This window comes from Streptomyces sp. HNM0645, from assembly GCF_030056615.1.
In the GTDB taxonomy this organism is placed as follows: domain Bacteria; phylum Actinomycetota; class Actinomycetes; order Streptomycetales; family Streptomycetaceae; genus Streptomyces; species Streptomyces marianii.
The window spans coordinates 120,491-144,866 of sequence record NZ_JASHLT010000018.1; the positions used below are offsets into that span (position 1 = coordinate 120,491).

Genomic DNA, 24,376 nt, shown 5'->3' on the forward strand with positions numbered 1-24,376 from the left:
TCATGGTGCGCCGTGAGCGCCCGCACCCGGCGCCCGGCAGTGCTGGTCAGAGCACAGGCCCCATTGCCGTCGACCGCAGCCCGTGACTTCGCGGCCTGCCCTTTCGGCCGGGGCCGTGCCGTCAGCGCAGCGGGGTGAGCAGGCAGCGCCCGACCAGGCCGACCCCGGCGTCCAGCCGTTCGGCGAACTCGTCGGCCAGAGAGGGAAGTTCCCGAAGCCCCCACAGCAGCCGCGCCGCCGACCAGGCGCCGTCACGGGCCCGCTCCAGGCTCCATGAGCTGAGGAGGTGGGTGAGGGGATCGGCGATCTCCAGCAGATCCGGACCGGGCATCAGATCCTCGCGGATGCGCTCCTCCAGCATCGTGAGGATGTCGCCCACGCGGTCGAAGTCGGCTTCCAGGTCCGGGGGTCGGCAGCCGAGCGTACGGCAGGTGTCCACCACGGCCAGCGCGAGGTCGTGTCCGATGTGCGCATTGATCCCGGCCAGCGCGAACTGCAGCGGGCGTACGCCGGGATGACGCCGGAACTGGAACAACGGCCGCCAGCAGGCGGGCGCCCGGCCGCCCGCGGCGACCGTGTCCGCGGCCGACAGATAGCGCTCGGCGAAGAGGACCTGCAGCGTGACTGCGGACTCGCGGTCGGGGAACCCGCCGTTGTCGATGCACCGGCCGAGTTGTTCCGTGACGGTCAGGTAGACGCGGTTGAAGACCGCGATCCCGTCGCCCGCGGGCCAGTCGGAGCGGAACGCGCGCATCCGGTCCAGCACCGTGCCGACCGGGGCTCGGCCCGCTCCGCCGTCGGCCGCGTACTGTGCGATCTTCGCCATGGGGGCAGCGTCCCAGCCTTAGGCTCGGACACGCGCCGCCCGGCCGCAGGCGTCCCCGGAACGGGGGAACGTCACGGCCGCGGCGGCCTGGGGAGGGAGCACAGCACATGTCAGGCGTACCCGATCGGCGCCGGGCGGAACGGCAGGACCGGCGCCTCGCGGCCGGCCGGGGCGTCATGGCCGCGGCGGCCTCCGCGGTGGTGGCCCTGGGCACCGTCGCCGGACTGATGTCCACCGCGGGCCGTGGCGGCGAGGAGGGTACGGCACGGCCCGAGGCGAGGAGTTCGCCCCTGACGATACCGCTGCCCGCACGCCCGAGCCGCACGCCGTCCGCACCCGAGGCGCCCCCGGCGCCCTCGCCCCCGGCCGTGTCCGCCACCTCGTCCCCGAAGAGCCGCCCGGCCGGCGGCGCCGGGACGCCCGCGGCCGCCGGCCGGCTCTACCGCCATCCGCAGTCCCAGGTGCTGGACTGGGTGCGGGAGCACCGTGACGATCCCCGCAGGCCGCTGATCGAGTCGCGTATCGCCGCGCACCCCGCCGCAGTCTGGTTCCCCGAGCACGACCCCGGCCGGATCGCGGGCCGGGTGCGCGCGGTGACCTCGGGTGCGGCCGCTTCGGGCCGCGTGCCGGTGCTGGTGCCCTACGCGATCCCGGACCGGGACTGCGGCGGCGCGTCCCGGGGCGGCGCGCCCGATCTCGCCGCGTACGACGCCTGGATACGGCAGTTCGCCGGCGGCCTCGGCGACGGACCGGTCATCGTCGTCCTGGAACCGGACTCCATCGCCCTCGCCGACTGCCTCGCGGACGACCGCCGGGCGGCCCGCTACGCCTCGCTCGCCCGGGCGGCGCGCACCCTGAAGGCCGCCAACCCCCGGGCGAGGGTGTACTTCGACGCGGGCCACTCCGGCTGGCACCCGGCCGCGAAGCAGGCCGCCGAGCTGCGTGCCGCGGGCGCCGCCACCAGCGGCGACGGCATCTTCACCAATGTCTCCAACTTCCACGGCACCGACGAGGAGGCGCGGTACGCACGCCGGGTGCTGGACTCCCTCGGCGGACCCCCGGGCCTGGGCGCCGTCATCGACACCAGCCGCAACGGCAACGGCGCGCCGGAACGGGGCGCCTGGTGCGATCCCGCCGGCCGCGCCCTCGGCCGGACCCCGACCACCGGGACGGGGAAGGCCCGCATCGACGCCTATCTGTGGGTGAAGCTGCCCGGGGAGTCGGACGGGTGCCGGGGCGCGGCGGGCACCTTCGCCCCGGACTACGCCTACGACCTGGCGACCGGCTGACCGCCGCCGTCACCCTCGTCGTACGTGGAGGTGCCCGCGTCCGGCGGCGGTTCCTGCGGCTTCATGCGCGCGGCGGCGAAGGCGCGCAGCACGTGGTGGCCGGTGATGACGGCGACGGTGCCGCCGGGCACGCCGCCCGGATCGCGGCGACGACCGCCGCGGCCTTCGGGCAGAGCCCGAACGGGAGCGCGAGGCACGTGGCGGCCCGGCAGGCGGCCGTCGAGTGCACCCGGGTGGCGGCCCTCACGCCGACGGCGGTGCACCCCCGCGCCGCGCCCGGAGATCCGGTGCCGGAGCGGGAGTCCGAGCGCCGGACGCCCCCGGCGCGGCGGGCGCCGGTCCCCGGGCACTGCCCCGCAGCACTCCCGCCCCCAGCACCAGCCCGAAGGCGAGCACCGTCACCAGCCCGAACGACGCGACCAGCGAGGTCAGATCGGCGATCCCGCCGATCGCCGAGGGAGCGATCAGGCCGGACGTGTACGTGATCGTCGCCACCCCCGCGATCGACTGGCTCGGGTTCGTCCCGCTGCGCCCCGCCGCCGCGAACGCCAGCGGTACCACCACGGCGATACCGAGCCCGATGCAGCCGAACCCGGCCATCGCGGCCGCCGGATGGGGCGCCAGAACCACCAGCACGCCTCCGGCGGTCGCGAGTACGCCGCCGACGCGGACCGTGCGGACCGGGCCGAACCGGTCCACGACCCGGTCGCCGGCCAGCCGCGCCACCGCCATGGTCAGGGCGAACGCCGTCGTGGACGCGGCGGCGAGCCCGGCCGAGGTGCCCAGCACGTCCCTCAGGTACACCGCCGACCAGTCCAGGCTCGCGCCCTCGGCGAACACCCCGCAGAACCCGATCGCGCCGATGACCACCGCGGCCTTCGGCGGCAGCGCGAACCGAGGGGGCGGCTCCTCGTCGGCGGAGCCGCGCAGGTCGAGCACACCCTGACAGGCCAGCAGACCGACCACGGTCAGGACGGCGGACGCGAGCAGATGATGGAGCCGTGCGTCGCTGCCGAGATGCGCGGCCACCGTACCCGCGGCGGAGCCGAGGAGTGCGCCCACGCTCCACATGCCGTGCAGCCCGGACATGATCGAGCGGTCGAGACGGTTCTCGACCTCGACCCCCAGGGCGTTCATGGCGACGTCGGACATCCCCGCGGCGGCGCCGTACACGAACAGCGTGGCGCACAGGGCGTACACGTGGGGGGACAGTGCCGGGAGGGCCAGGGACAGCGTCCAGAGCGCGAGCAGCCCGCGCAGCGCGGTGCGTGCCCCGTAGCGATGGCTGACGGCGCCCGCGAGCGGCATCGCGAGGGACGCGCCGATGGCGGGGAAGGCGAGTGCGAGGCCCAGTTGTCCCGCGCTGACGCCCGCGTGGTCCTGGATCCACGGGATGCGGGTGGCGAAGCTGCCCGTCACGGCACCGTGCACACAGAACACGGCGGCCACGGCGTAGCGCGCCCTGGTCAGCCGTCGCATGTCGTAGGCGTAGGCAGCCACCTCTGTCGGCATCGGCGCCGTCCTCCCCGGGAATCGCGGTCTGCGCGTAAACTATCAGGAACCCTGCCTGATAAATACCCGGCAGTGAGGCAGCATCTGGAAGGATTCCGGCATGCCCGCATCCCCGAGCACCGCCCGGGCCATCAACGACCGGCTCGCGCTGCGACTGCTGCAGCAGGAGGGCCCGTTGACGGCGGGCCAGCTGAAGACGCTCACCGGACTCTCCCGGCCCTCCGTCGCGGACCTGGTGGAACGGCTCCAGGTGTCGGGGCTGATCCGGGTCGTGGGAGAGGCCGGCGAGCAGCGCCGCGGGCCCAACGCCCGGCTGTACGGGATCGTCGCCGACCGCGCCCATCTCGCGGCCCTCGACGTCCGCACCCAGGGCCTCTCCGTCGTGGTCGCCGACCTGGTGGGCGCCACACTGGCCGAGGCGACGCTGCCCATCGGCAGCGACACGGGCACGGAACCGGCCGTCGAGCGGGCCGTGGCCCTGCTGGAGAGCACGGCCCACGAGGCCGGTGTCCGACGTCTGCACAGCGTCGGCATCGGCGCGCCGGGGCTGATCGACCCGGTCACGGGGGAGCTGCGGAACTCCACCAAGCTGCCCGCCTGGCATCGCAGACTCGTCGCCGCCCTCCAGCAACGGCTCCCGGCGACCGTGCTCGTGGAGAACGAGACCAACCTCGCCGCCGTCGCCGAACAGCGCCTCGGGTCCGCCCGCGGCCTGGACGACTTCGTGCTGCTCTGGCTCGGCCAGGGAGTCGGCGCGGCCGTCGTCCTCGGCGGTGCGCTGCGGCGGGGTGCGTCGGGCGGTGCGGGGGAGATCGGCTTCCTGCCGGTGCCCGGTACCGGCGGACTTCCGTCCGCGACGGGCTGCGACGCCGGTTTCCACGCGCTGGCCGGCGCGGCCGCCGTCCGGGAACTCGCCGTGCACCACGGCATCGACGCGGGAGCCGAGGAGGCGGTACGGGCCGCGGCGGCGGGGAAATGCCCCGGCGGGCGGGGCGACGCCTTCCTCGACGCGCTCGCCGGGCGGCTCGCGGTGGGGGCCGCCGCGGTCGCCGCCGTGCTCGACCCCGGCTGCGTGGTCCTCGGCGGGGAGATCGGGTACGCCGGCGGTGCGGCCCTCGCCGGACGGGTGGAGGCGCGCCTGGCGGACCTGTCGCCGCTGCGCACCGGCGTCCGGCCGGCGGAGCTGGGCGGTGAGGCCGTGCTGCGGGGCGCCCTGCTCGCGGCCCGGGACGCGGCCCAGGCGGAGCTCTTCGCGCCGGCGCCCTGAGGGTTCGCCTTGCCGCGGGCGTCCGTTGCGCCTTGCCCCGGTGGTGTACGTGCCGGCCGCCGGGTGCACGTCAGATGTCACGGCTGGGCGGCCCGCGCAGACCGCGGACCGTCGAGAGGGGGGCGCCGGAAGGCGAGGCGGGCCCAAGAGGCCTGCGGACCCGGCGGCGGCAAGGGCCGGGAACCGCCGCCGGGCGTTCCTCACGCGGGGTGCGGCAGGTCCCGAGGTGCCGCACCCCTTACGCGTCAGCAGGCCCCGAGGTCCTGCCACACCCCCCATTCGCCGGTGGTGCCGGGCTCCTCGCCCTTCGTCCACCACTTCGCCTTCCAGGTACGGGAGTCGTGGGAGACGGTCGTGCCGCCGCCGTACTCGGCCGTCGCGTTCCACGGGGGCGCCGTGCACTGCCCGCCGCCCCCGCCCGAAGTTCCACCAGCGGCCCCGCCCGTCGTCCCGCCCGTGTCGGACCCTCCGCCGGACGTTCCCGTGCCGGGGTCGACGACGGTGGCGCCCCGTGCGAGATCGTCCGCCAGTGCGTAGGTCTTCCCGCCGAAGGTCACCGTCCAGTTCGACGGAGTGGACACCGGTAGGTAGTAGACGAAGTCGATCTCCACGGACGCGCCCGGCGCGAGGGTCTGCCAGCCCGGCAGCTTGAGGGAGACGCGGTGGTGATCGCCCTTCAGCCCGCCCGCGTTGGTGCCCGTGTGGTCGCTCCGCACGACGGTCGTGCCGAAGCCGGACTGGTCCTTGGCGTTGCCCGGAGCGGATGTGCCGTAGTCGAACCGGAACTCCGTGCCGCCCGGCAGCGTCGCCGTCGTACGGTTGGTGATCCTGAGCTTGGGGCTGATCGGGTAGTTGGAGTCGCCGAGCGGGAATTGCCCGAACTCCACCTCCACGTCGACCGCTTCGGCGGGCATCGGGCCGGCCGCCCGCCGGGCGCCGTAGGGCGGGGCGGTCCTGAACTTCTCGTACATGGCCGTGGTGAGCGTGTCGCCGGTCTCGTACTGGCCCTTCGCCGCGTTCCAGCCGTAGTCGCCGGCCAGTTCCCAGACCATCGTCCCGCCGATACCGCGGTCCACCACGTAGTCGGCCTTGGCGCCCACCGACTGCTCGTCCTCGGTGGAGAGGAAGACCTTCTTCTCGGCGTTCCACAGCCAGGGCGCCACGAGCAGGGCGTCGTACCTGCGGACGTACGTCCCGGTCAGTGTCGTGCCGGCGGGGAAGCCGTACCGCGTGACGTAGTCGCCGACGACGCCGAGCTCCAGGTTCTTGGCGTGCCACATCGGGTTGGAGCCGGCCGGCGACTCCCTGCCCGCGGTGTCCTTGTCGTGCCAGAGGTTGTCGATCCCGACCGCGCCGTCACCGCACCTGGTCAGTCCCGAGCCGGCCGGGCAGGTCGTCGAGGGCGCCCGTCCCCACAATCCGTCCGTCCCGCCCTGGACGTTCTTGAATCCGCGGGTGTAATAGGGGAGGCCGATGTTGATCCGGCCGGGCGGCATCGAGCCGCGGAAGTAGTGATAGGCCCAGTCGGTGTTGAGATAACCGATTCCGCCGTACTGGGACGTCGAATAGACTCCGGCCGCCGCGAGTTCGCCGTCCTTGCCATCGTCGAACAGCGAGGCGTTCGGGCCGACGTACTCGTTCCAGGCGCCGTGCAGGTCGTAGGACATGATGTTGACGTAGTCCAGGTACTTCTGGACCTGGAACGTCTCCATTCCCCGGAGCAGATATCCGGACGACGGCGCCGCCACCGTGAGGAGATAGTGCTTCCCGTCCGCGGCGCCCGCCCGGTCCAGCTTCTCGCGCAGGGTCCTCATCAGTGCGGCGTAGCCCTTGACGAGGCCGGCGCGGCGCGGGTTGGACACGGTGTGGTCCAGCGGGTTCCCCGCGTCCTTCATCGACGTCGGGTACTCGTAGTCGATGTCGACGCCGTTGAACCCGTACTTCTTCACGAAGGCGACCGCCGATTCGGCGAAGGTGTCGATCCCGGCCTGGTTCACCGATCCGTCGGTGTTCGTCGCCATCGCGTAGAAGCCGCCGGAGTCCACCCTGCTGCCGTCGGCGGCGAAATAGCCGCCGGTCTCGGCCCAGCCGCCGACGGAGATCAGCGTCTTGACGTCCGGGTGCTGCTTCTTGAATTTCCCGAGCAGATTGAAATGCCCCTTGTACGGGAAAGCAGGGTCCATTTCCGCACCCGCGATGCCCGGCCAGGTCGTTCCGGTCGCGGGGTTGTCCGGTACGTCCGCGCCGACGGACAGCCTGTTGTCGCCGTCGACGTGCCCGAACGCGTAGTTGACGTGGGTGATCTTGTCCCACGGGATGTCGGAGGCGAGATAGGCCGGCTCGCCGTTCTTCCCGGTACGCCAGCCGGTGAAGTAGCCGATGACGCGGCGCTGGTGGTCGGCGCCCATCCGCTCGCGGCCTTCGGCGTCGTAGACGGTGCAGTAGGGCACCGCGACGCCGGGGGTGCGGTGGAGTCCGTCGGGCCGGCAGGACTCGTGGTCGTCGGCGGCGTGGGAGACGCCGCCGGTGAGCGAGCCGAGCAGCAGTCCGGCGGCGACCGCGCCGGCTGCGAGCAGCGTGGCTCTCGCACGGGTGGGAGTGAGCACGGTGGGGGCTCCTGGGGAGGGTGGGGATCACACGACTGGCGGTGGGATGGGTGGTGTTGGCCCTGGTGTGCGCACACCGGGGGGCTTCTCCGCGGAGGTGACGCAGAGATTAAGAGGACTAGACCAGTGCGTCAATAGGTCTGGACCATCCCGGGTCGGTGGGCTCCTGTGAGCCAGCACACAGGGAGTCACTCCCATGGCCCGCCGGTGCTCGTGGCACACTGGGCCTGTATCAGCAGCAGCGCACTCCGGGGTCGGTGCAATTCCGAACCGGCGGTTACAGTCCGCGACCCGTCCGCAGCCAGCGGCCGGTTGACCAGGTGAAATTCCTGGACCGACGGTGAAAGTCCGGATGGGAGGCAGTGCGCGGCGGGCGGCCCTGGCGGTCCGCCGGCCGTAGCGGCTGATCGTCCTCGAGGACACTCCGAGGACGGTCGGGACCGTTGACGCCGGCGTTTCCCGAGGTGCCGCGCCGCTTCTCTGTCGACATCGACAGCCCCGGAGTCCGTGCCCGAAGAGGCAGGAGGACCCGGTGGCCACCGCAGCCGACACGCACGCCATGCGCCGAGCCGTTGTGCTCGCCGCCCGCGGTCTCGGCTCCACCAGCCCCAACCCGGTCGTCGGGTGCGTCGTCACCGACATGTCCGGACGCCGGGTCGGCGAGGGCTTCCACCAGCGCGCCGGCGGCCCCCACGCGGAGATCCACGCCCTCCGGGAAGCGGGCGGGCACGCCCGCGGCGGCACGGCGTACGTCACCCTCGAGCCCTGCAACCACACCGGCCGCACCGGCCCCTGTGCCCAGGCCCTGGTCGAGGCCGGGATCGCCCGTGTCGTGTACGCGGTCGCCGACCCGAATCCTCAGGCCACCGGAGGGGCCGACACCCTGCGCGCGGCCGGCGTCCAGGTCGAGCAGGGCCTTCTCGAGGAGGAGGCGGAGGCGGGCAACACCGCCTGGCTCACCGCGGTGCGGCTGCGCCGCCCCTACGTCGTGTGGAAGTACGCCGCCACCCTCGACGGCCGGATCGCCGCCGCAGACGGGACCAGCCGCTGGATCAGCTCGGCCGAGTCCCGTGCCGACGTCCACAGGCTGCGCGCCGAAGCCGACGCCGTGGTCGTCGGCTCGGGCACGGCCCGGGCCGACGACCCGCAACTCGCGGTCCGCGGCATCGACGGGGCCACCCAGCCGCTGAGGGTCGTGCTCGACACCGAGGCCCGGGCCGTGAGGCCGGGCGCCCGGGTCCTCGACGCCGCCGCACCCACCCTCGTCGCCGTCGCCGAGGACGCCGAGACCGCCCTCCCCGGCGTGCTGCGGCTGCCCCGGGACGGCCGCGGCCTGTCCGTCCCCGCCCTCCTCGAGGCGCTGTACGCGCGCGGCGTCCGCTCCGTGCTCCTCGAGGGCGGCCCCACGCTCGCCGGATCCTTCGTCGCCGCGGGCAGCGTCGACCGAGTCGTCGGCTACCTCGCGCCCGTACTCCTCGGCGACGGCCCCGCGGCCCTCGCGGGCGCCGGAATCACCACCATCACCGAAGCGTTGCGGCTCGACGTGGCCGAGACCGTGCGTCTCGGCCCCGACCTGCGCATCACCGCGACCATCCCCAAGGGAGCCTGACAGTGTTCACCGGAATCGTCGAAGAGCTGGGCGAGGTCACCGCCGTGGAGGACCTCGGCGACGCCTCCCGCTTCCGAGTGCGCGGACCCGTCGTCACCGAGGGGGCCAAGCACGGCGACTCCATCGCCGTCAACGGCGTCTGCCTCACCGTCGTGGAGGCCGCCGGCGGCGAGTTCACCGCCGATGTGATGGCCGAGACGCTGAAGCGCTCCGGCCTCGGCACGCTCGACGCCGGCTCCCGGGTCAACCTGGAGCGGCCCATGGCCGCCGACGGGCGCTTCGGCGGGCACATCGTCCAGGGGCACGTCGACGGCACGGGCGCGGTCGTCGAGCGCACCCCGTCCGAGCACTGGGAGATCGTCAAGGTCTCCCTCCCGGCCGGGCTCTCCCGCTACGTCGTGGAGAAGGGCTCCATCACGGTCGACGGCGTCAGCCTCACCGTCGTCGACGCCGGCCGGGACCACTTCACCGTCAGCCTGATCCCCACCACCCTCGCGCTGACCACGCTCGGCACCAAGCAGCCCGGCGACCCGGTCAACCTCGAGGTCGACGTCGTCGCCAAGTACGTCGAGCGGATGCTCGGCGACCGCTCCGACCGTGCGGGGGGGACCGCCGAGTGAGCGCTGTCGACTGGCTGAACTCCGAGGCGTTCACCGCCTTCGGCCAGCACATCAAGTGGTCCGACATGACCGGCAACGTGATCGGGCTGATCGCCCTCGCGCTCGGCTGGCGCCGCTCCATATGGACCTGGCCCGCCCAGTTCCTGTCCGGCCTCATCCTCTTCGCCGCGTTCGCCCCCCATCTGACCGGCAGCGCCGGCAAGCAGGTGGTCGTGATGGCCGTGGCCGGCTGGGGCTGGTGGCAGTGGACCCGGGGCCGGGGACAGGCCCAGGACGGCTCCATCGCCGTCCGCTTCGCCACCTGGCCCGAGCGCGGACTCATGCTCGCCGTGGCCGCCCTCGGAACCGTCGCCGTCGCCCTGCTCTTCACGGCCTACCCCACGCTGTCGTGGGACCCCTGGCCGGACGCCTACATCTTCGTCGGCACGCTCGTCGCCATGTACGCCCAGGCCCGCGGCATGGTCGAGTTCTGGTTCGCCTGGCTCCTCGTCGATCTCGTCGGCGTGCCGCTGAACTTCGCCAACGGCTACGCCTTCTCCGGTTTCGTCTACGTCATCTACGGCGCGCTCGTCCTGTGGGGCATGCGCGACTGGTGGCTCCGGTCCCGTACGACCACTGCTCTGGAAGGAGCGGCAGCATGAGCGTCCGCCCGTCCCCCACCACCGCCCTGCCGGACGCGGGGGGCCCCGTCGCCCCGTCGCACTGGTTCCCGGCCGACGGCACCGAGGACGATCTCCGCCTCGACCCGGTCGAGCGGGCCATTCGCGACATCGCCGCCGGTCGGCCCGTCGTGGTCGTCGACGACGAGGACCGCGAGAACGAGGGCGACCTCGTCATCGCCGCCGAGAAGGCCACCCCGGAGATCGTCGCGTTCATGATGAGCGAGTGTCGCGGACTGATCTGCGCGCCCANCTCGACCCGGTCGAGCGGGCCATTCGCGACATCGCCGCCGGTCGGCCCGTCGTGGTCGTCGACGACGAGGACCGCGAGAACGAGGGCGACCTCGTCATCGCCGCCGAGAAGGCCACCCCGGAGATCGTCGCGTTCATGATGAGCGAGTGTCGCGGACTGATCTGCGCGCCCATGGAGAGCGAGGAGCTGGAGCGGCTCGAGCTGCCCCAGATGGTGGCGCACAACACCGAGTCGATGAGCACGGCGTTCACCGTCTCCGTCGACGCCGGGCCCGCGCACGGGGTGACCACGGGCATCTCGGCCGCCGNATGGAGAGCGAGGAGCTGGAGCGGCTCGAGCTGCCCCAGATGGTGGCGCACAACACCGAGTCGATGAGCACGGCGTTCACCGTCTCCGTCGACGCCGGGCCCGCGCACGGGGTGACCACGGGCATCTCGGCCGCCGACCGCGCCACCACCCTGCGGCTGCTGGCGGGCGGCACGGCGGACGCGGCCGACTTCGTCCGCCCCGGCCACGTCTTCCCGCTGCGCGCCCGGCCGGGCGGTGTCCTGGTGCGCCCGGGCCACACCGAGGCCGCGGTGGACCTCGCCCGGCTCGCGGGGCTGCGCCCCGCCGGGGCGATCGTCGAGATCGCCGGCGAGGACGGGGTGATGCTGCGGCTGCCCGAACTGGTGCCCTTCGCCCGCAAGCACGGACTCACGATCATCTCGATCGAGGACCTGATCGCCTACCGTCGCAGCGCGGAGCCGACCGTCCGCCGCGAGGCCGAGGTCGACCTGCCCACCGCGCACGGCGCGTTCACGGCCTACGGCTACCGCTCCACCGTGGACGGCGTCGAGCACATCGCGCTCGTCCACGGCGACATCGGCGACGGTGAGGACGTCCTGGTCCGGATCCACTCCGAGTGCCTGACCGGCGACATCTTCCACTCGCTGCGCTGCGACTGCGGCCCGCAGCTGCGGGAGTCCATGGAGCGCATCACCGAGCAGGGCCGGGGCGTGGTGGTCTACCTCCGCGGCCACGAGGGCCGGGGCATCGGACTGCTCTCCAAGCTCCGCGCGTACGAGCTGCAGGAACAAGGCCGCGACACGCTGGACGCCAACCTCGAGCTCGGGCTGCCCGCCGACGCCCGCGACTACGACGCCGGCGCGCGGATCCTGGACGACCTCGGGGTACGCAGCCTCCGGCTGATGACCAACAACCCCGACAAGACCAACGCCCTGCTCCGGCACGGACTGAAGGTCGTCGACCGGGTGGCCATGCCCGTGCAGGCGGGCGAGCACAACCTGCGGTACCTGCGCACCAAGCGAGACCGCATGGGGCACGACCTGCCCTGGCTCGACACCGTGACGGCGTCGACCTGCGGCAACCAGTAAGACCTGCGGCAACCAGTAGGAACAGGAACGAGGAGACACGTGAGCGGCAAGGGCGCACCCGAACTGTCCGTACGCAACTGCGGAGACCTCCGCGTGGCCGTCATCGCGGCCCAGTGGCACGAGAAGATCATGGACGGACTCGTCGACGGTGCCCTGCGCGCCCTGCACGAGCTGGGCATCGACGAGCCGACCCTGCTGCGGGTCCCCGGCAGCTTCGAGCTCCCCGTCGTCGCCAAGGTGCTGGCCGGCCGGGGCTACGACGCCGTCGTGGCGCTCGGGGTCGTCATCCGGGGCGGCACGCCCCACTTCGACTACGTGTGCCAGGGCGTCACCCAGGGCCTGACCCAGGTCACCGTCGACACCGGCGTCCCCGTCGGCTTCGGCGTGCTCACCTGCGACACCGAGGAGCAGGCGCTCGACCGGGCCGGCCTGGAGGGCTCGAGCGAGGACAAGGGGCACGAGGCGGTCACCGCCGCGGTGGCCACCGCGGCGACGCTGCGTTCAGTATCCGAACCCTGGCGCTGAGGAGGGTCCACTTCCGCGTAGGGTGGGACCACCATGTCCAAGAAGACGTTCGAGGAGCTCTTCGCCGAGCTCCAGCACAAGGCCGCCAACGGCGACCCCGCGACCTCCCGCACCGCCGAGCTGGTGGACAAGGGCGTCCATGCCATCGGCAAGAAGGTCGTCGAGGAGGCCGCCGAGGTGTGGATGGCCGCCGAGTACGAGGGCAAGGAAGCCGCCGCCGAGGAGATCTCGCAGCTGCTGTACCACGTCCAGGTGATGATGGTCGCGCGAGGGATCAGCCTCGACGACGTCTACGCCCATCTCTGAGCACACTCGTCCCGTACACCCGAACACTCCCCACGCAAGCACCTACGCACCCGAAGGAAGCCCGTCTCATGCTGCGCATCGCCGTCCCCAACAAGGGTTCACTCTCCGGACCTGCGGGGGAGATGCTCCATGAGGCGGGCTACCTCCAGCGCAAGGACTCCAAGGAACTCGTGCTCGTCGACCCCGAGAACGAGGTCGAGTTCTTCTACCTCCGCCCGCGCGACATCGCGATCTACGTCAGCTCGGGCCGCCTCGACATCGGCATCACCGGACGGGACCTGCTCCTCGACTCCGGCGCCAGCGCCGAGGAGATCCTCCAGCTCGGCTTCGCCCGCTCCACGTTCCGCTACGCCACCAAGCCCGGAACGGCCTCCGGCGTCGAGGAGTTCGGCGGTCTGACGATCGCCACCTCGTACGAGGGCATCGTCGCCAAGCACCTCGCGGACAACGGCATCGACGCCTCCGTCGTGCACCTCGACGGAGCCGTGGAGACCGCGATCGAGCTGGGAGTCGCCCAGGTCATCGCCGACGTCGTGGAGACCGGCACGAGCCTGCGCAACGCCGGCCTCGGGGTCATCGGCGAGCCGATCCTCACCTCCGAGGCCGTCGTGATCCGCCGTACGGGCGCCGAGGCCGACGACCCCAAGGTGCAGCAGTTCCTCCGCCGCCTCCAGGGCGTCCTGGTCGCGCGCTCCTACGTGATGATGGACTACGACTGCCGGGTCGAGCACCTGGAGAAGGCCGTCGCGCTCACTCCGGGCCTGGAGTCGCCGACCGTCTCCCCGCTGCACCACGAGGGCTGGGTCGCCGTCCGCGCGATGGTCCCGGCCAAGGAGGCGCAGCGGATCATGGACGACCTCTACGACCTGGGTGCCCGCGCGATCCTGACGACGGCGATCCACGCCTGCCGCCTCTGAGGACCGGGACGGCACGGAGCATGTACATGGACCAACAGGAGCTGCCCACGCTCCCGGTGACCTTCCGGCCCACCCGCACGCGGGCGGTCCTGCTGTCCGTCGGGACCGTGATGTTCGCGGTGATCACCGCGGTCGCCGTCGCGCTGGAGAAGCTCAGTCCGGGGGAGCGGATCAGCTTCGTCCTGACCGCGGTGCTGTTCTTCGCCGTGCTGGCGCTGCTCAGCCGCCCCAAGGTCGTCGCCGACGACCGGGGCGTCACGGTCGTCAACCTCACCCGGACCCGAAGGCTCGACTGGGCGGAGATCCTCCGTGTCAACCTCCGCCCGGGTGACCCCTGGGTGTTCCTCGATCTGAGTGACGGCACCAGCCTCCCGGTCCTCGGGATCCAGCCCGGAATCGCCCGCCACCACGCCATCCGCGACGCCCGGGCGCTGCGGCTGCTCGCCGAATCGCGAGGCACCGGCACGGACGACCGCTGAGCCCCTGCCCCTCGGGGCGGACTCGTGATTACTCTTGACCCGGAGGCGCCGAGTGCGCCTCCGCCTCACACCTGTGGGCCGGCCACGGCCCGTGAGGCACCCCTGCGACCCGAGGAGTGACCCTCTCCGGCAATGGACGGATCGTCCGGTAGTACCTGCGCCGCCCCCTCCCAGGAGGCGGCGGCATGATCATCCCGCTACTGCTGCTCCTCGCGGCATTCCTGCTCATCCTCGCCAACGGGTTCTTCGTGGCCGCCGAGTTCGGCCTGGTCACCGTCGAGCGCGCGGACGCCGAACGGGCCGCCGCCGAGGGCGACCGCCGTGCCGGGACCGTCGTCCGGGCCCTGCGCGAGCTGTCGTTCCAGCTCTCCGGCACCCAGCTCGGCATCACCATCACCTCCCTCGTCGTCGGCATGCTGGCCGAGCCCGCGCTCGCCCGGCTGCTCGGCGGCCCGCTCGCCGCGGCCGGGATCCCCGGCGGGGCCGTCCCCGGCGTCGCCGTCGTGATCGGCATGCTGCTCGCCTCCGCCGTCCAGATGGTGGTCGGCGAGCTCGTCCCGAAGAACTGGGCCGTGTCGCGGCCGCTGCAGGTCGCCCGGTTCGTGGCCGGCCCGCAGCACCGCTTCTCGGCGGTGTTCCGGCCCGTGATCGCCCTGCTCAACGCCGTGGCCAACCGTCTCGTACGGGCGTTCGGCGTGGAGCCCGCCGAGGAGCTGGCCTCCGCCCGTACGCCCGGTGAACTGGTCTCCCTCGCCCGTCACTCGGCCCGTGCCGGGGCCCTCGAGGAGGACACGGCGGACCTCTTCGTCCGGACCCTGTCGCTCGGGGGGCTCACCGCCCAGCACGTGATGACCCCGCGGGTGAAGATGAGCGCCCTGCAGTCCGACGCGACCGCGGCGGATGTCCTCAATCTGACCCGGGCCACCGGGCTCTCCCGGTTCCCCGTCTACCGGGACCGCATCGACGAGGTCGTCGGCATGGTCCACCTCAAGAACGCCCTGGCGGTGCCGGCCCACGAGCGGCTGCGCACCCCGGTCGGCCGTATCGCCGTGCCCCCACTGCTCGTGCCCGAGACCCTGCCGGTGCGGCAGCTGCTGGGGCGGCTGCGGAGCGAGCAGCCCATCGCCGTGGTCGTCGACGAGTACGGCGGCACCGCCGGGGTCGTCACCCTGGAGGACATCGTCGAGGAGATCGTCGGCGAGGTCCGCGACGAGCACGACGCCGAGGCCGACGGCCGGCCCGAGCTGGCTCCGGCCCCGCCCGAGGACGGCAGCCCGGCCTGGGAGGCCGACGGCAGCTGCCGCGTCCTCACCCTGCGGCGGATAGGCCTCGACGTGCCCGACGGCCCGTACGAGACCGTCGCCGGTCTCGTCGCCGACCTCCTCGGCCGGATCCCGGCGCCCGGTGACCGAGCGGAGCTGCCCGGCTGGCGGCTCTCGGTCCGCCAGGTCGACCGCTACCGCGCCGAACGGGTCAGGCTCGTCCGTACGGCGGACGCCCAGGCCATGGCGGAGGCCGCCCGATGAGCGTCCTTCAGCTGCTGTTCGCGCTGCTCCTGGTGCTCGCGAACGGCTTCTTCGTCGGCGCGGAGTTCGCGCTCGTGTCGGTGCGCCGCAGCCAGGTGGAACCGCTCGCCGCGCAGGGCTCCTCCCGGGCCCGGCAGGTCCTGCACGGGCTCGAGAACCTGCCGCAGATGATGGCGGCGGCCCAGTTCGGCATCACCGTCTGCTCGCTGACTCTGGGCGCGGTCGCCGAGCCGACCGTGGCGCACCTGCTGGAGCCGGTGTTCCACGCCCTGCGGGTGCCCGAGGCGCTGGTCCACCCCCTCGGCTACGTGATCGCCCTCGCCGTCGTGGTCTTCCTGCACCTCGTCGTCGGCGAGATGCTGCCGAAGAACCTGGCGATGGCCGCCCCGGAGAGGACCGCGCTCTGGCTCAGCCCCGCGCTGGTCGGCTTCGCAAGGCTGTGCCGGCCGGTGACCGCGGCGCTCGGCGCCTGTTCCCGGCTGGTGCTGAGGCTTTTCAGGGTCGAGCCGAAGGACGAGGTCGAGGCGGTCTTCACCAGCGACCAGCTGAGCCAGCTGGTCGAGGACGCCGGTCAGGCCGGACTGCTCGACCCGGAGGAGCAGGAACGTCTCGGGGACGCCCTGGAACTGGGCAGCCGCCCCGTGACGGACGTCCTGATCGCCCGGTCCTCCCTGGTCACGGTGCCGCCCTCGGTGACGCCGAGGCAGATCGAGGAGCTGACCGTCCGTACGGGCTACTCCCGGTTCCCCGTAGGCGGCGAGGGCAGCGGGAAGTTCATGGGTTACCTCCACGTCAAGGACGTCCTGGACCTGGAGGACGACGAGCGGGCCGTCCCACAGCACATCTGGCGCCCCATGGCCACGCTGCGGTCGGAACTGCCGCTCGACGACGCGCTCACCGTGATGCGCCGCGCGGCCACGCATCTGGCCCAGGTCGCCGACGCGTCGGGACGTGTCCTTGGCCTCGTCGCCCTGGAAGACGTCCTCGAGATGCTCGTGGGCGAGGTGCGCGACCCGGCCCACCGTCCGGTGCCGTCCGCCGCGTCCGTCCGGGGCCCCCACGCGGCGGTCCTGCGAGGCGGTCTGCGGACGGATCCGCCGCACCAGCAGGACGTGCGCTCCCAGCAGCCGAGCCCGAGCGGGGTGTGAGGCCGTGTCCCGCCCTTCGGGGCGAGGCGCGGCACCCCGGCGGCGGTTGCAGCCGTTCCGGCCGCGTGACGCAGGGGGCTCACGGTCCGGTGGGGTCCTGGGAGCCGCGGTCCCGCGGACCGCGGCCCGAGAGCACCTCCCCGTACGCCTGCATCAGATCCGGCAGCCGAAGCGTCGCCAGGTCCTCGCGTGTCGGTGTGCCCGCGTACCCCGAGAGGCGCAGGTCCCGGTAGGCACAGCTCTTCTCGTACAGCGTGCGCAGGAAGCGGCCGTTGCCCAGCTCGTCGATCCAGCTCTGGTCCACCACATGGCCGCTGATCGACCGCAGCTCGTCCAGCGCCTCCTCGTCCCACAGATCGCCGTTGGCCGCCGCGAGCACCTCGCCGATCGCCGTCAGCTCCAGCGGCCGGTACGAGGGGAAGTCAACCCGGGTGGTGAACCGCGAGGACAGCCCGGGGTTGGTGGCGAGCAACCGGTCCATGCCCTCCGGATAGCCGGCGAGGATGACCACCAGATGGTCCCGGTTGTCCTCGGCCCGCTTCAGCAGCACCTGCAGCGCCTCGTCGCCGTAGGCGTCGCCCTTGCTGTAGCCGGTGTTGGAGAGCGCGTACGCCTCGTCCACGAACAGGACGCCGCCGAGCGCGGAGTCGATCAGCTCATTGGCCTTCACCGCGGTCTGGCCCAGGAACTCCCCGACCAGGTCGGAGCGCTGCGCCTCCACCAGATGGTCGCCGCCCAGCAGCCCGAGCGCGTAGAAGACCCGGCCCAGGATGCGGGCCACGGTCGTCTTGCCGGTGCCGGACGGGCCGGAGAAGACGAAATGCCGCTTCGGGGGCTGGACGGGGAGGCCCTGTTCGGCCCGCAGCCGAGCCATCCGCAGCTGTGCGGAGAGGGCCTTCACCTGCCGTTTCACCGGCTCCAGACCCACCATCCGCTCCAGCTCCGCGAGCGCCTCGGCGAGCAGCACCGGATCGGTGGGTCCGGACGGGAACGGCGGCGCAGACCGGCGCGGGGCCCCCGACTTCTGCCGCACCCGGTCGGCCGGGCTCGCGGCGGCCGCGGGCCCGAGCGGGGGCTGGGGCTCGCCCCCGTAGCGCGGTTCGGGTACGAAGGGGGGCTCGGCCTCGGCCGGCTGGGCGTCCGCGGAGTCCTGTCCCGCACCCGCACCCGCTCCCGCGCCCGCCAGCGACACGGTGGCCAGGCCCGCGGCCTCGTCCGTCCCGTCGATGCCGTCGATGCCGTCGTAGTCGGCGATCGCGGTGAGCCGGGCCGAGGTGTCCATGAAGGCCGGGTCCACCCGGTGCACGGCCCGGTACAGCGGCAGGGCGGCGGCGCTGCGGCCGGTGCCCTCATGAGCCCGGGCCAGCCAGTAGCGGAGTTCCTTGCGCTGGGGCTGCTCGCTGCGGCAGCGCATCAGTGCCGCGGACAGCAGCGGCTCCGCCTGCCCGTACATCTCCAGCCGCACCCGCGCCATGCCGGCGAACAGGCCGGCCTCGATCCCGAGCAGCGGATCGTCCACGAGCGGTTCGGTGTGCCGCACCAGCTGCTCCCAGTCCTTGACCAGGTAGGCGCGGCAGGCGTGCAGAAAGCGGACCTGCGGATCGGCGTCGACCGGCGGCAGCCCCGCGAGCGCGCGGTCCAGCTCGGGCACATGGCGCCCGTCGAGCCAGTGCGAGGCGTGCGCGAGCAGGAGGTCGCGCGGGCTCTCCAGCACGGGCTGCACCCACCAGCCGAGCCAGTACCAGGAGTTCAGCCTGCGGCGGTGACGGCTCCGTTGCTCGCCGAAACGCTCCCGGTTCCGGTACATCCTCAGCAGCGCGGTGGTGGTGTCCACGCGCAGGGCGTGCAGTCCGAGCCAGCCGTCGGCCATCCCGGGGTCGAGCCGCACCGCGCTCCTGAACTCCTCCTCCGCCTGCGGGTAGGCGCCCATGGTGTAGGCGTCCACGCCGCGCACCCAGGCGAGGTCGGCCGGGGCCGGTGAGCCCTGCGTGCCGATGTCCATCGGGTCCCCCACATACCTGCCCCCGTGCTGTCCCACCGGGCGGATGCCCGGCGGAGCGTGCCGAACCACCTTGTCGCGGACGGGAATTGACCGCACCGGGGTGCATCGTACCTGCGCAGGGGGCGGCTGATTAAGGGCGCGCGAGCATGGCGCGAACGGTGACCCTGGGTGAGCGTGGAGTGCCGCAGGAGTGCCGGGGGGAAGGTGCTGAGGATAGAACGAAGCCCCCGATCACGGGGGAACAACCGGGGGCTTCGCGTCCGGGCGACTCCGAAAAGCCGCACATTGAGAACGTAAGACCTGTAAGGGCCCTGGGTCAAGCAGAGTTGAGGCACCCGGCAGGGTGGATTTCCGACTGTTCAGTACGGTGGTCGGAGGTGGTCACGTTCCGTGAGGAAATGGTTCGCTCCTGCTGTCGCGCCGGGTCCTGGCAGCCACTCGTACCCCTCGGGCAACTCGCGTACCAGGGTGTCGGCGAACGGGCGCGAGGGGTCGTCCGCGAAATGGCGGCTCTCCGCCACGGTCCAGCCGTCCCAGAAGCCGGAGAGCTCCGGTCCGTCGCGGCGCCGGCCGCGTGTCCACGACTCCTGCGGGCCCCGCTCCATCCACAACAGGCGGGCCAGATGGGGCCGCAGCGCCCGGCGGCCTGCGCCCACGCCCTCGACCAGGACGACCTGCGCTGCGGGCAGCATGCATGGTGCCCCGAAGCGGCGGAGATTCCAGTCGTACGGCTGATACAGCCCGCTCTCGCCGCGCGACCACGGGTCGATCACCTGTTCAACCAATCGGCCGGTCCAGGAGAAGAGTTCCTCGTGGGTGGCGATGTCGTCGAGGCGCAGCACCGGCGCTCCGCCGAGCGCCTCCGCGAGTCCGGCGGCGAACGTGCTCTTGCCGGAACCCGCGTGGCCGTCGACCGCGATCAGTCGGACCGGGCCGCAGGACGGTGGCAGTGCGCGGAGGCCCGCGGCGGCGCGTTCGAGGGACACGGGGCGGCTCATGGGGATCACCCTAAGGGAGTGCGTGGGCCCGCCGTCGGTCTGTTGCAGGTCATGCCACTGGTCGAGACCAATATTGGTCGGGGTGGCGCCGTGCGAGTCGCTGGCAGAAGCCGTTCGGGAACCGAGATGGTTGGCGCACCGACGCACCCCCCGAGACCGCTTCCGGAGGTCCCATGACCACGCCTGCCTCGCGCAGATCCGTACTCACCGCGGCACTCGCGGCCGCGGCCGGCGGAAGCGCCCTGACCTCCGCCGCCACGGCTGCCGCCACCGGATCTCCCGGGCCCGCCGCGCGCCCCCGTCCGCTCGTGGACAACCGTTTCTGGAGCTCGTACACGGACTGGCACAGCGGCGAGGGTGCGGGTACCCGCGCCGTCGCCGGCAGCCGCCCGGGACTGGTGATCGGCGCTCCGGCAGGCCGCACGCGGTACGCCGACCCGCACACCGGCCGCACCACGGCCTGGGACTACGCGCGGTGGATCTCGCCGGTGCACCGCCCCCGGGTGGCCGCCACCGAGGTCATCGCCTCCTGGAACGCCCGCACCCCGGCCGGGACCTGGCTGCAGACGGAACTCTCCGGCACCTACAGCGACGGCAGTACGACCCCGTGGTTCGTCATGGGCCGCTGGGCGGCCGGCGACGGGGACATCCTGCGCGCCTCGGTCGACGGCCAGAGTGACGGCAGGAGCAGCATCTGGACCGACACCTTCGCCGTGGACGACCCGGCGGGCGGACTGCGGCTGGTCTCCTACCGGCTCCGGCTGACCCTCTACCGCCGACCGGGAACGGCCCTCACACCGACCGTGTGGCGCGTCGGGGCCATGGCCTCGGACGTCCCGGACCGCTTCACCGTGCCGGCCTCCGCGCCCCGGATCGCCCGTGAGCTGGCGGTGCCGCGCTACTCGCAGAACACCCACGTCGGTCAGTACCCCGAGTACGACAACGGCGGCGAGGCCTGGTGCAGCCCCACGTCCTCGCAGATGATCGTCGAGTACTGGGGCCGCAGGCCGACGGCGGGGGAGCTGGCCTGGGTCGACCCGGACTTCGCCGACCCCCAGGTCTGCCACGCGGCCCGCCACACCTACGACCACCAGTACGAGGGCTGCGGGAACTGGGCGTTCAACGCCGCCTACGCGGCCACGTACCGCGAGATGAACGCCGTGGTCACCCGGCTGGAGTCGCTCGGCCAGCTGGAGACGCTGGTCGGTGCGGGCGTCCCCGCCATCACCTCCCAGTCCTTCCTCAAGGAGGAGCTGACCGGCGCGGGCTACGGCACCTCGGGCCATCTGATGACCGCGATCGGCTTCACCGCCGGCGGGGACGTGATCGCGAACGACCCCGCCTCACCCAGCAACGAGGCCGTGCGCCGGGTGTACCGACGGGCGGAGTGGGAGACGGTCTGGCTCCGCACCAAGCGGTACGACGCGAGCGGGAGAGTGGCGTCCGGCACAGGCGGCGTCTGCTACCTCTTCTGGCCCGAACGCCCGACGGCCGCCCAGCGCAAGGCCCTCGCCGCTCTCGGCATCGACTGACGCGCCACCGCCGCGCCCGGGGCCGTGACCGGTGTCACTGCCCGCCTGCGGCGCGGCTGGCACTGTGGTCGGGGCAGGTCCCCCGCACCCGGTGAGGGCGCGGCCGGGTCCGCCGGGGGGTGACCGGAACCACAAGGACGACCGAGCGAGCTGCCATGACCACGACCACAGCCAACGCCAACGTCGCCCGGGCCCGCACCGGAGGTCCCGAGGACGACGGCCCCAAGATCGCCGAGCACGTCATGGGTTGGGTGCTCGTGGTCGTCCTGGCGATGCTCGTCACCCAGGCCGGGCTCCTCTGACGGCCCGCACGGACGCGTGAAACCGCCCTCGCGCACGTGTGAGAAGGGGACAGGCAGCCCGACCGGCTCCCGCCCCCGCCCCTCCCGCTCGGTCGGTCGACCTGATCAGTTCCCGCCGTAGGGGCGCCCGCAGGTGGCCGGGGAGGTCCGGTGGCCGGGCCGCCCAAGCCCCACGGCGTGATTCCCGCCCGTGACGGACGGCGTCGGATGGGGCATACTCAAGCCGCCACAGCCGCTGGTCAGCCACTTCCGTGATCCGGGAGGGCAGCATCGGCGCACCAGTGACATCCGGCGGCGCCGTCCAAACCCTTCGCGCGCGACCGCCGCAGCGCCCGACAGGGAGGAGAGCGCCGCAATGCCCGACCGCGCCCCGCAGCCGGTGGACCGCACACTGCCCACCGAGGAGGCCAGGGATCTGATCACCCTGGTCCGAGAGATCGTCCAGCGGGAGATCGCTCCACACGCGGCCGAGGAGGAGGAAGCGGGCCGCTTCCCGCGCGAACTGTTCTCCCTGCTCTCCGAGTCGGGACTGCTCGGCCTCCCCTACGACTCCGAGTACGGCGGTGGCGACCAGCCGTACGAGGTCTACCTGCAGGTCCTCGAGGAACTGGCCGCGGCCCGCCTCACCGTCGGTCTGGGAGTCAGCGTCCACTCCCTCGCCTGCCACGCGCTCGCCGGCTACGGGACCAAGGAGCAGCGCGGAGAACACCTCGCCGCGATGCTCGGCGGCGGGCTGCTCGGCGCCTACTGCCTCTCCGAGCCGTCGTCCGGCTCGGACGCGGCCTCCCTGCGCACGAAGGCCGAGCGCGACGGCGACGCCTGGGTCATCACCGGGACCAAGGCCTGGATCACCCACGGCGGGGTCGCCGACTTCTACACCGTGCTGGCCCGCACCGGCGGCGAAGGTGCCCGCGGCATCTCGGCGTTCCTCGTACCGGGCGACGCGGAGGGGCTGAGCGCGGCGGCGCCCGAGAAGAAGATGGGCATGAAGGGCTCGCCCACCGCCCAGCTCCACTTCGACGGGGTACGCGTTCCCGACGCCCGCCGGATCGGTGACGAGGGGCAGGGCTTCGCGATCGCCCTCTCCGCGCTCGACTCGGGACGTCTCGGCATCGCCGCCTGTGCGATCGGCGTGGCCCAGGCCGCGCTCGACGAGTCCCTCGCCTACGCCACCGGGAGGAAGCAGTTCGGCCGCCCCATCGCCGACTTCCAGGGACTGCGTTTCATGCTCGCGGACATGGCCACGAAGGTCGAGGCCGGCCGTGCGCTGTACCTCGCCGCCGCGCGGCTGCGCGACCGGGGCCTGCCGTTCTCGAAGGAGGCGGCGATGGCCAAGCTGTTCTGCACGGACACCGCGATGCAGGTCGCCACCGACGCCGTGCAGGTCCTCGGCGGCTACGGCTACACCGCGGACTTCCCGGTGGAGCGGCTGATGCGCGAGGCCAAGGTGCTGCAGATCGTCGAGGGCACCAACCAGATCCAGCGGATGGTCATCGCCCGTCACCTGGCTGGGCCAGAGTCCCGCTGACCCAGCCGGTCCGCCCGCTCCACACCGGCGCCGCCGTGAGCCTGTTCCACTCCTGGTCGCGGCGGCCCGGCAGGGTCCGTCCGGCAGTGGCCCAGCGGTGCAGCAGATCGCGGTAGATCGGCGGATCGGGCGTATGCGGAACCGATTCTTCTTGACGTGACGTCATCAGCCGGCGGCGGCCCTGGCCGCTCTTGGGGTGCTGCGCGGTCATGCCCGTCCAAACGGCGTCCGGCCGTGCGGAGTCACCCTCGATGTCATTCGAGCACCGGTTCGCCCCCTCACCGGGGCGTGCGGGCCCGGTCCCGGCGTGATCCCTGTCGCGCACGCACGCGCCGCAGGGGCGAGTGTGCGCGCCCCGCGGAGGCCGTCGCGCGACCCGGGGTGTGGCGTGCCGTCACGCGTACTTCGGCGGACGGGAGATGCCGGGGATGCCGGACCGGACCGGACCGTCCCGCACCGCGAGAGCGGCGCCGTCGTGGGGCGGGGGAGTCCGGGTGGGCGGGGAGCCGCCGCTCAGGCGGCCCGCCGCATCGGGGGCACCTTCAAGGGCCGCGAGCCCGGGCCGCCGACGTGAGAGAAGGGCTGCGTCCGCCAGTCCAGTCCCTGAGGGAGCGTCAACAGCAGTGCTGTGTCCTGCTCCTGGACCTCGAGCGTGTCGTCCGCGGGGCGGGCCTCCGCCGCCGCCCGGCCCGTCCCGGCGCAGACCGAGAGCACGAACGGGTTCCACGGCGTCGGGCACAGTGCGTGCTCGGGCAGCACGTGTTCGTCCGCGAGCAGCGCGATCGGCTGCGCGCAGTCCGGGCAGACGACCCGGTACATCTCGAAGGTCTCGTATGAGTCGAGCTCGTCGTCCTCGCGGGAAACGACGGAATCAGCAGGCTCCGGTTCGTGACGTCCGGTGCGCTTCAGGCTCTGCATGGAAAATCTCCCCCTCGGGTGGGCCGACCAGGCGCTTGCGGCCTCGACCACAGCAAGCACTTCCCTCCCGGCACCCGGGGTAACCGCGCGGCCCCGACGGACACGGCCCCGCACCTGTGGTGTTCGTCACATGCCTCCCGCAGGTGCCCTCCCAGGGGGCGGCCGACTGTGCCGGAGG

General features: G+C 72.8%; 22 protein-coding genes, 3 pseudogenes and 1 riboswitch. Of the genes and pseudogenes, 17 read left to right on the forward strand and 8 right to left on the reverse strand.

Annotation, left to right across the window (positions count from 1 at the left end; genetic code table 11):
* Positions 1 to 121 precede the first annotated feature (121 nt).
* Positions 122 to 826, reverse strand: coding sequence for a DUF5995 family protein (locus QMZ92_RS15515; RefSeq protein WP_283297968.1), 705 nt, complete (start codon positions 824 to 826; stop codon positions 122 to 124).
* Between the two features lie 107 nt (positions 827 to 933).
* Here QMZ92_RS15515 and QMZ92_RS15520 point away from each other — a divergent pair, with 107 nt between their 5' ends.
* A complete protein-coding gene (locus QMZ92_RS15520; RefSeq protein WP_283297969.1) occupies positions 934 to 2,115 on the forward strand; it encodes a glycoside hydrolase family 6 protein in 1,182 nt (393 codons plus the stop codon).
* Here the strand turns inward: QMZ92_RS15520 and QMZ92_RS36360 are convergent.
* Together QMZ92_RS36360 and QMZ92_RS15530 are read right to left on the reverse strand one after the other, a co-directional pair.
* Positions 2,094 to 2,246 carry a hypothetical protein gene (locus QMZ92_RS36360; RefSeq protein ID WP_502962060.1) on the reverse strand — a complete coding sequence of 51 codons (153 nt, stop codon included), beginning with the start codon at positions 2,244 to 2,246 and terminating at the stop codon, positions 2,094 to 2,096. The two genes, QMZ92_RS15520 and QMZ92_RS36360, sit on opposite strands and share 22 nt — an antisense overlap.
* Positions 2,247 to 2,358: 112 nt before the next feature.
* Positions 2,359 to 3,627 (reverse strand): MFS transporter, encoded by a 1,269-nt coding sequence (locus QMZ92_RS15530; RefSeq protein ID WP_283297970.1) that lies wholly within the window; start codon positions 3,625 to 3,627, stop codon positions 2,359 to 2,361.
* Positions 3,628 to 3,727: 100 nt separating this feature from the next.
* Between QMZ92_RS15530 and QMZ92_RS15535 the strand changes: the two genes are divergently transcribed.
* A complete protein-coding gene (locus tag QMZ92_RS15535) occupies positions 3,728 to 4,894 on the forward strand; it encodes an ROK family transcriptional regulator (RefSeq protein ID WP_283297971.1) in 1,167 nt (388 codons plus the stop codon).
* Between the two features lie 245 nt (positions 4,895 to 5,139).
* On the opposite strand, the gene QMZ92_RS15540 is transcribed toward QMZ92_RS15535, so the two are convergent.
* Positions 5,140 to 7,500 carry a chitinase C-terminal domain-containing protein gene (locus QMZ92_RS15540; RefSeq protein ID WP_283297972.1) on the reverse strand — a complete coding sequence of 787 codons (2,361 nt, stop codon included), beginning with the start codon at positions 7,498 to 7,500 and terminating at the stop codon, positions 5,140 to 5,142.
* A gap of 239 nt (positions 7,501 to 7,739) precedes the next feature.
* A riboswitch (FMN riboswitch) is annotated at positions 7,740 to 7,870 on the forward strand.
* A 162-nt stretch (positions 7,871 to 8,032) separates the two neighbouring features.
* Between QMZ92_RS15540 and ribD the strand changes: the two genes are divergently transcribed.
* From ribD to QMZ92_RS15600, 12 genes and pseudogenes are all read left to right on the forward strand, one after another.
* Entirely contained in the window at positions 8,033 to 9,109 is a 1,077-nt protein-coding gene (gene ribD / locus QMZ92_RS15545) for a bifunctional diaminohydroxyphosphoribosylaminopyrimidine deaminase/5-amino-6-(5-phosphoribosylamino)uracil reductase RibD (protein WP_283297973.1), read from the forward strand.
* A 2-nt stretch (positions 9,110 to 9,111) separates the two neighbouring features.
* Positions 9,112 to 9,729, forward strand: a complete 618-nt coding sequence (locus QMZ92_RS15550) for a riboflavin synthase (protein ID WP_283297974.1) — start codon at positions 9,112 to 9,114, stop codon at positions 9,727 to 9,729.
* Positions 9,726 to 10,370 carry a nicotinamide mononucleotide transporter family protein gene (locus tag QMZ92_RS15555; RefSeq protein WP_283297975.1) on the forward strand — a complete coding sequence of 215 codons (645 nt, stop codon included), beginning with the start codon at positions 9,726 to 9,728 and terminating at the stop codon, positions 10,368 to 10,370. Before QMZ92_RS15550 ends, QMZ92_RS15555 begins: the two co-directional genes overlap by 4 nt.
* A pseudogene (locus tag QMZ92_RS15560) lies at positions 10,367 to 10,639 on the forward strand (3,4-dihydroxy-2-butanone-4-phosphate synthase); the annotation flags it as partial. The gene QMZ92_RS15555 and the pseudogene QMZ92_RS15560, both read left to right, overlap by 4 nt.
* Positions 10,615 to 10,935 (forward strand): annotated as a pseudogene (locus QMZ92_RS15565) (3,4-dihydroxy-2-butanone-4-phosphate synthase); the annotation flags it as partial. The pseudogenes QMZ92_RS15560 and QMZ92_RS15565, both read left to right, overlap by 25 nt.
* A gap of 14 nt (positions 10,936 to 10,949) precedes the next feature.
* Positions 10,950 to 12,017 (forward strand): annotated as a pseudogene (locus QMZ92_RS15570) (bifunctional 3,4-dihydroxy-2-butanone-4-phosphate synthase/GTP cyclohydrolase II); the annotation flags it as partial.
* 39 nt (positions 12,018 to 12,056) lie between these two features.
* Positions 12,057 to 12,542 (forward strand): 6,7-dimethyl-8-ribityllumazine synthase, encoded by a 486-nt coding sequence (gene ribH, locus QMZ92_RS15575; RefSeq protein WP_283297976.1) that lies wholly within the window; start codon positions 12,057 to 12,059, stop codon positions 12,540 to 12,542.
* 33 nt (positions 12,543 to 12,575) lie between these two features.
* The gene (locus tag QMZ92_RS15580) at positions 12,576 to 12,848 is read left to right on the forward strand and encodes a phosphoribosyl-ATP diphosphatase (RefSeq protein ID WP_093658196.1); all 273 of its coding nucleotides are present in this window, start codon (positions 12,576 to 12,578) and stop codon (positions 12,846 to 12,848) included.
* A gap of 68 nt (positions 12,849 to 12,916) precedes the next feature.
* Positions 12,917 to 13,765 (forward strand): ATP phosphoribosyltransferase, encoded by an 849-nt coding sequence (hisG, locus tag QMZ92_RS15585; RefSeq protein ID WP_283297977.1) that lies wholly within the window; start codon positions 12,917 to 12,919, stop codon positions 13,763 to 13,765.
* A 26-nt stretch (positions 13,766 to 13,791) separates the two neighbouring features.
* A complete protein-coding gene (locus QMZ92_RS15590; RefSeq protein ID WP_138056371.1) occupies positions 13,792 to 14,244 on the forward strand; it encodes a PH domain-containing protein in 453 nt (150 codons plus the stop codon).
* A 185-nt stretch (positions 14,245 to 14,429) separates the two neighbouring features.
* Positions 14,430 to 15,770, forward strand: a complete 1,341-nt coding sequence (locus QMZ92_RS15595; protein WP_283297978.1) for a hemolysin family protein — start codon at positions 14,430 to 14,432, stop codon at positions 15,768 to 15,770.
* Positions 15,767 to 16,918: a hemolysin family protein gene (locus QMZ92_RS15600; RefSeq protein WP_283297979.1), complete on the forward strand. Its 1,152-nt coding sequence runs from the start codon at positions 15,767 to 15,769 to the stop codon at positions 16,916 to 16,918. Before QMZ92_RS15595 ends, QMZ92_RS15600 begins: the two co-directional genes overlap by 4 nt.
* 79 nt (positions 16,919 to 16,997) lie before the next feature.
* On the opposite strand, the gene QMZ92_RS15605 is transcribed toward QMZ92_RS15600, so the two are convergent.
* Positions 16,998 to 18,920 carry an AAA family ATPase gene (locus QMZ92_RS15605; protein ID WP_283297980.1) on the reverse strand — a complete coding sequence of 641 codons (1,923 nt, stop codon included), beginning with the start codon at positions 18,918 to 18,920 and terminating at the stop codon, positions 16,998 to 17,000.
* Between the two features lie 359 nt (positions 18,921 to 19,279).
* Entirely contained in the window at positions 19,280 to 19,918 is a 639-nt protein-coding gene (locus QMZ92_RS15610; protein WP_283297981.1) for a uridine kinase family protein, read from the reverse strand.
* A 173-nt stretch (positions 19,919 to 20,091) separates the two neighbouring features.
* On the opposite strand from QMZ92_RS15610, the gene QMZ92_RS15615 reads away from it, so the two are divergent.
* The 3 genes from QMZ92_RS15615 (at position 20,092) to QMZ92_RS15625 (ending at position 23,280) form a co-directional block, all read left to right on the forward strand.
* On the forward strand, positions 20,092 to 21,450 hold the full coding sequence (locus QMZ92_RS15615) for a C39 family peptidase (RefSeq protein WP_283297982.1): 1,359 nt from the start codon (positions 20,092 to 20,094) through the stop codon (positions 21,448 to 21,450).
* Between the two features lie 155 nt (positions 21,451 to 21,605).
* Positions 21,606 to 21,752, forward strand: a complete 147-nt coding sequence (locus QMZ92_RS15620) for an SCO1431 family membrane protein (protein ID WP_283297983.1) — start codon at positions 21,606 to 21,608, stop codon at positions 21,750 to 21,752.
* Between the two features lie 355 nt (positions 21,753 to 22,107).
* Positions 22,108 to 23,280 (forward strand): acyl-CoA dehydrogenase family protein, encoded by a 1,173-nt coding sequence (locus tag QMZ92_RS15625; protein WP_283297984.1) that lies wholly within the window; start codon positions 22,108 to 22,110, stop codon positions 23,278 to 23,280.
* On the opposite strand, the gene QMZ92_RS15630 is transcribed toward QMZ92_RS15625, so the two are convergent.
* Together QMZ92_RS15630 and QMZ92_RS15635 are read right to left on the reverse strand one after the other, a co-directional pair.
* Positions 23,243 to 23,491, reverse strand: coding sequence for a hypothetical protein (locus QMZ92_RS15630; RefSeq protein ID WP_502962061.1), 249 nt, complete (start codon positions 23,489 to 23,491; stop codon positions 23,243 to 23,245). The genes QMZ92_RS15625 and QMZ92_RS15630 overlap by 38 nt on opposite strands.
* Before the next feature lie 302 nt (positions 23,492 to 23,793).
* Positions 23,794 to 24,198, reverse strand: a complete 405-nt coding sequence (locus QMZ92_RS15635) for a hypothetical protein (RefSeq protein ID WP_283297985.1) — start codon at positions 24,196 to 24,198, stop codon at positions 23,794 to 23,796.
* Between the last annotated feature and the right edge of the window lie 178 nt (positions 24,199 to 24,376).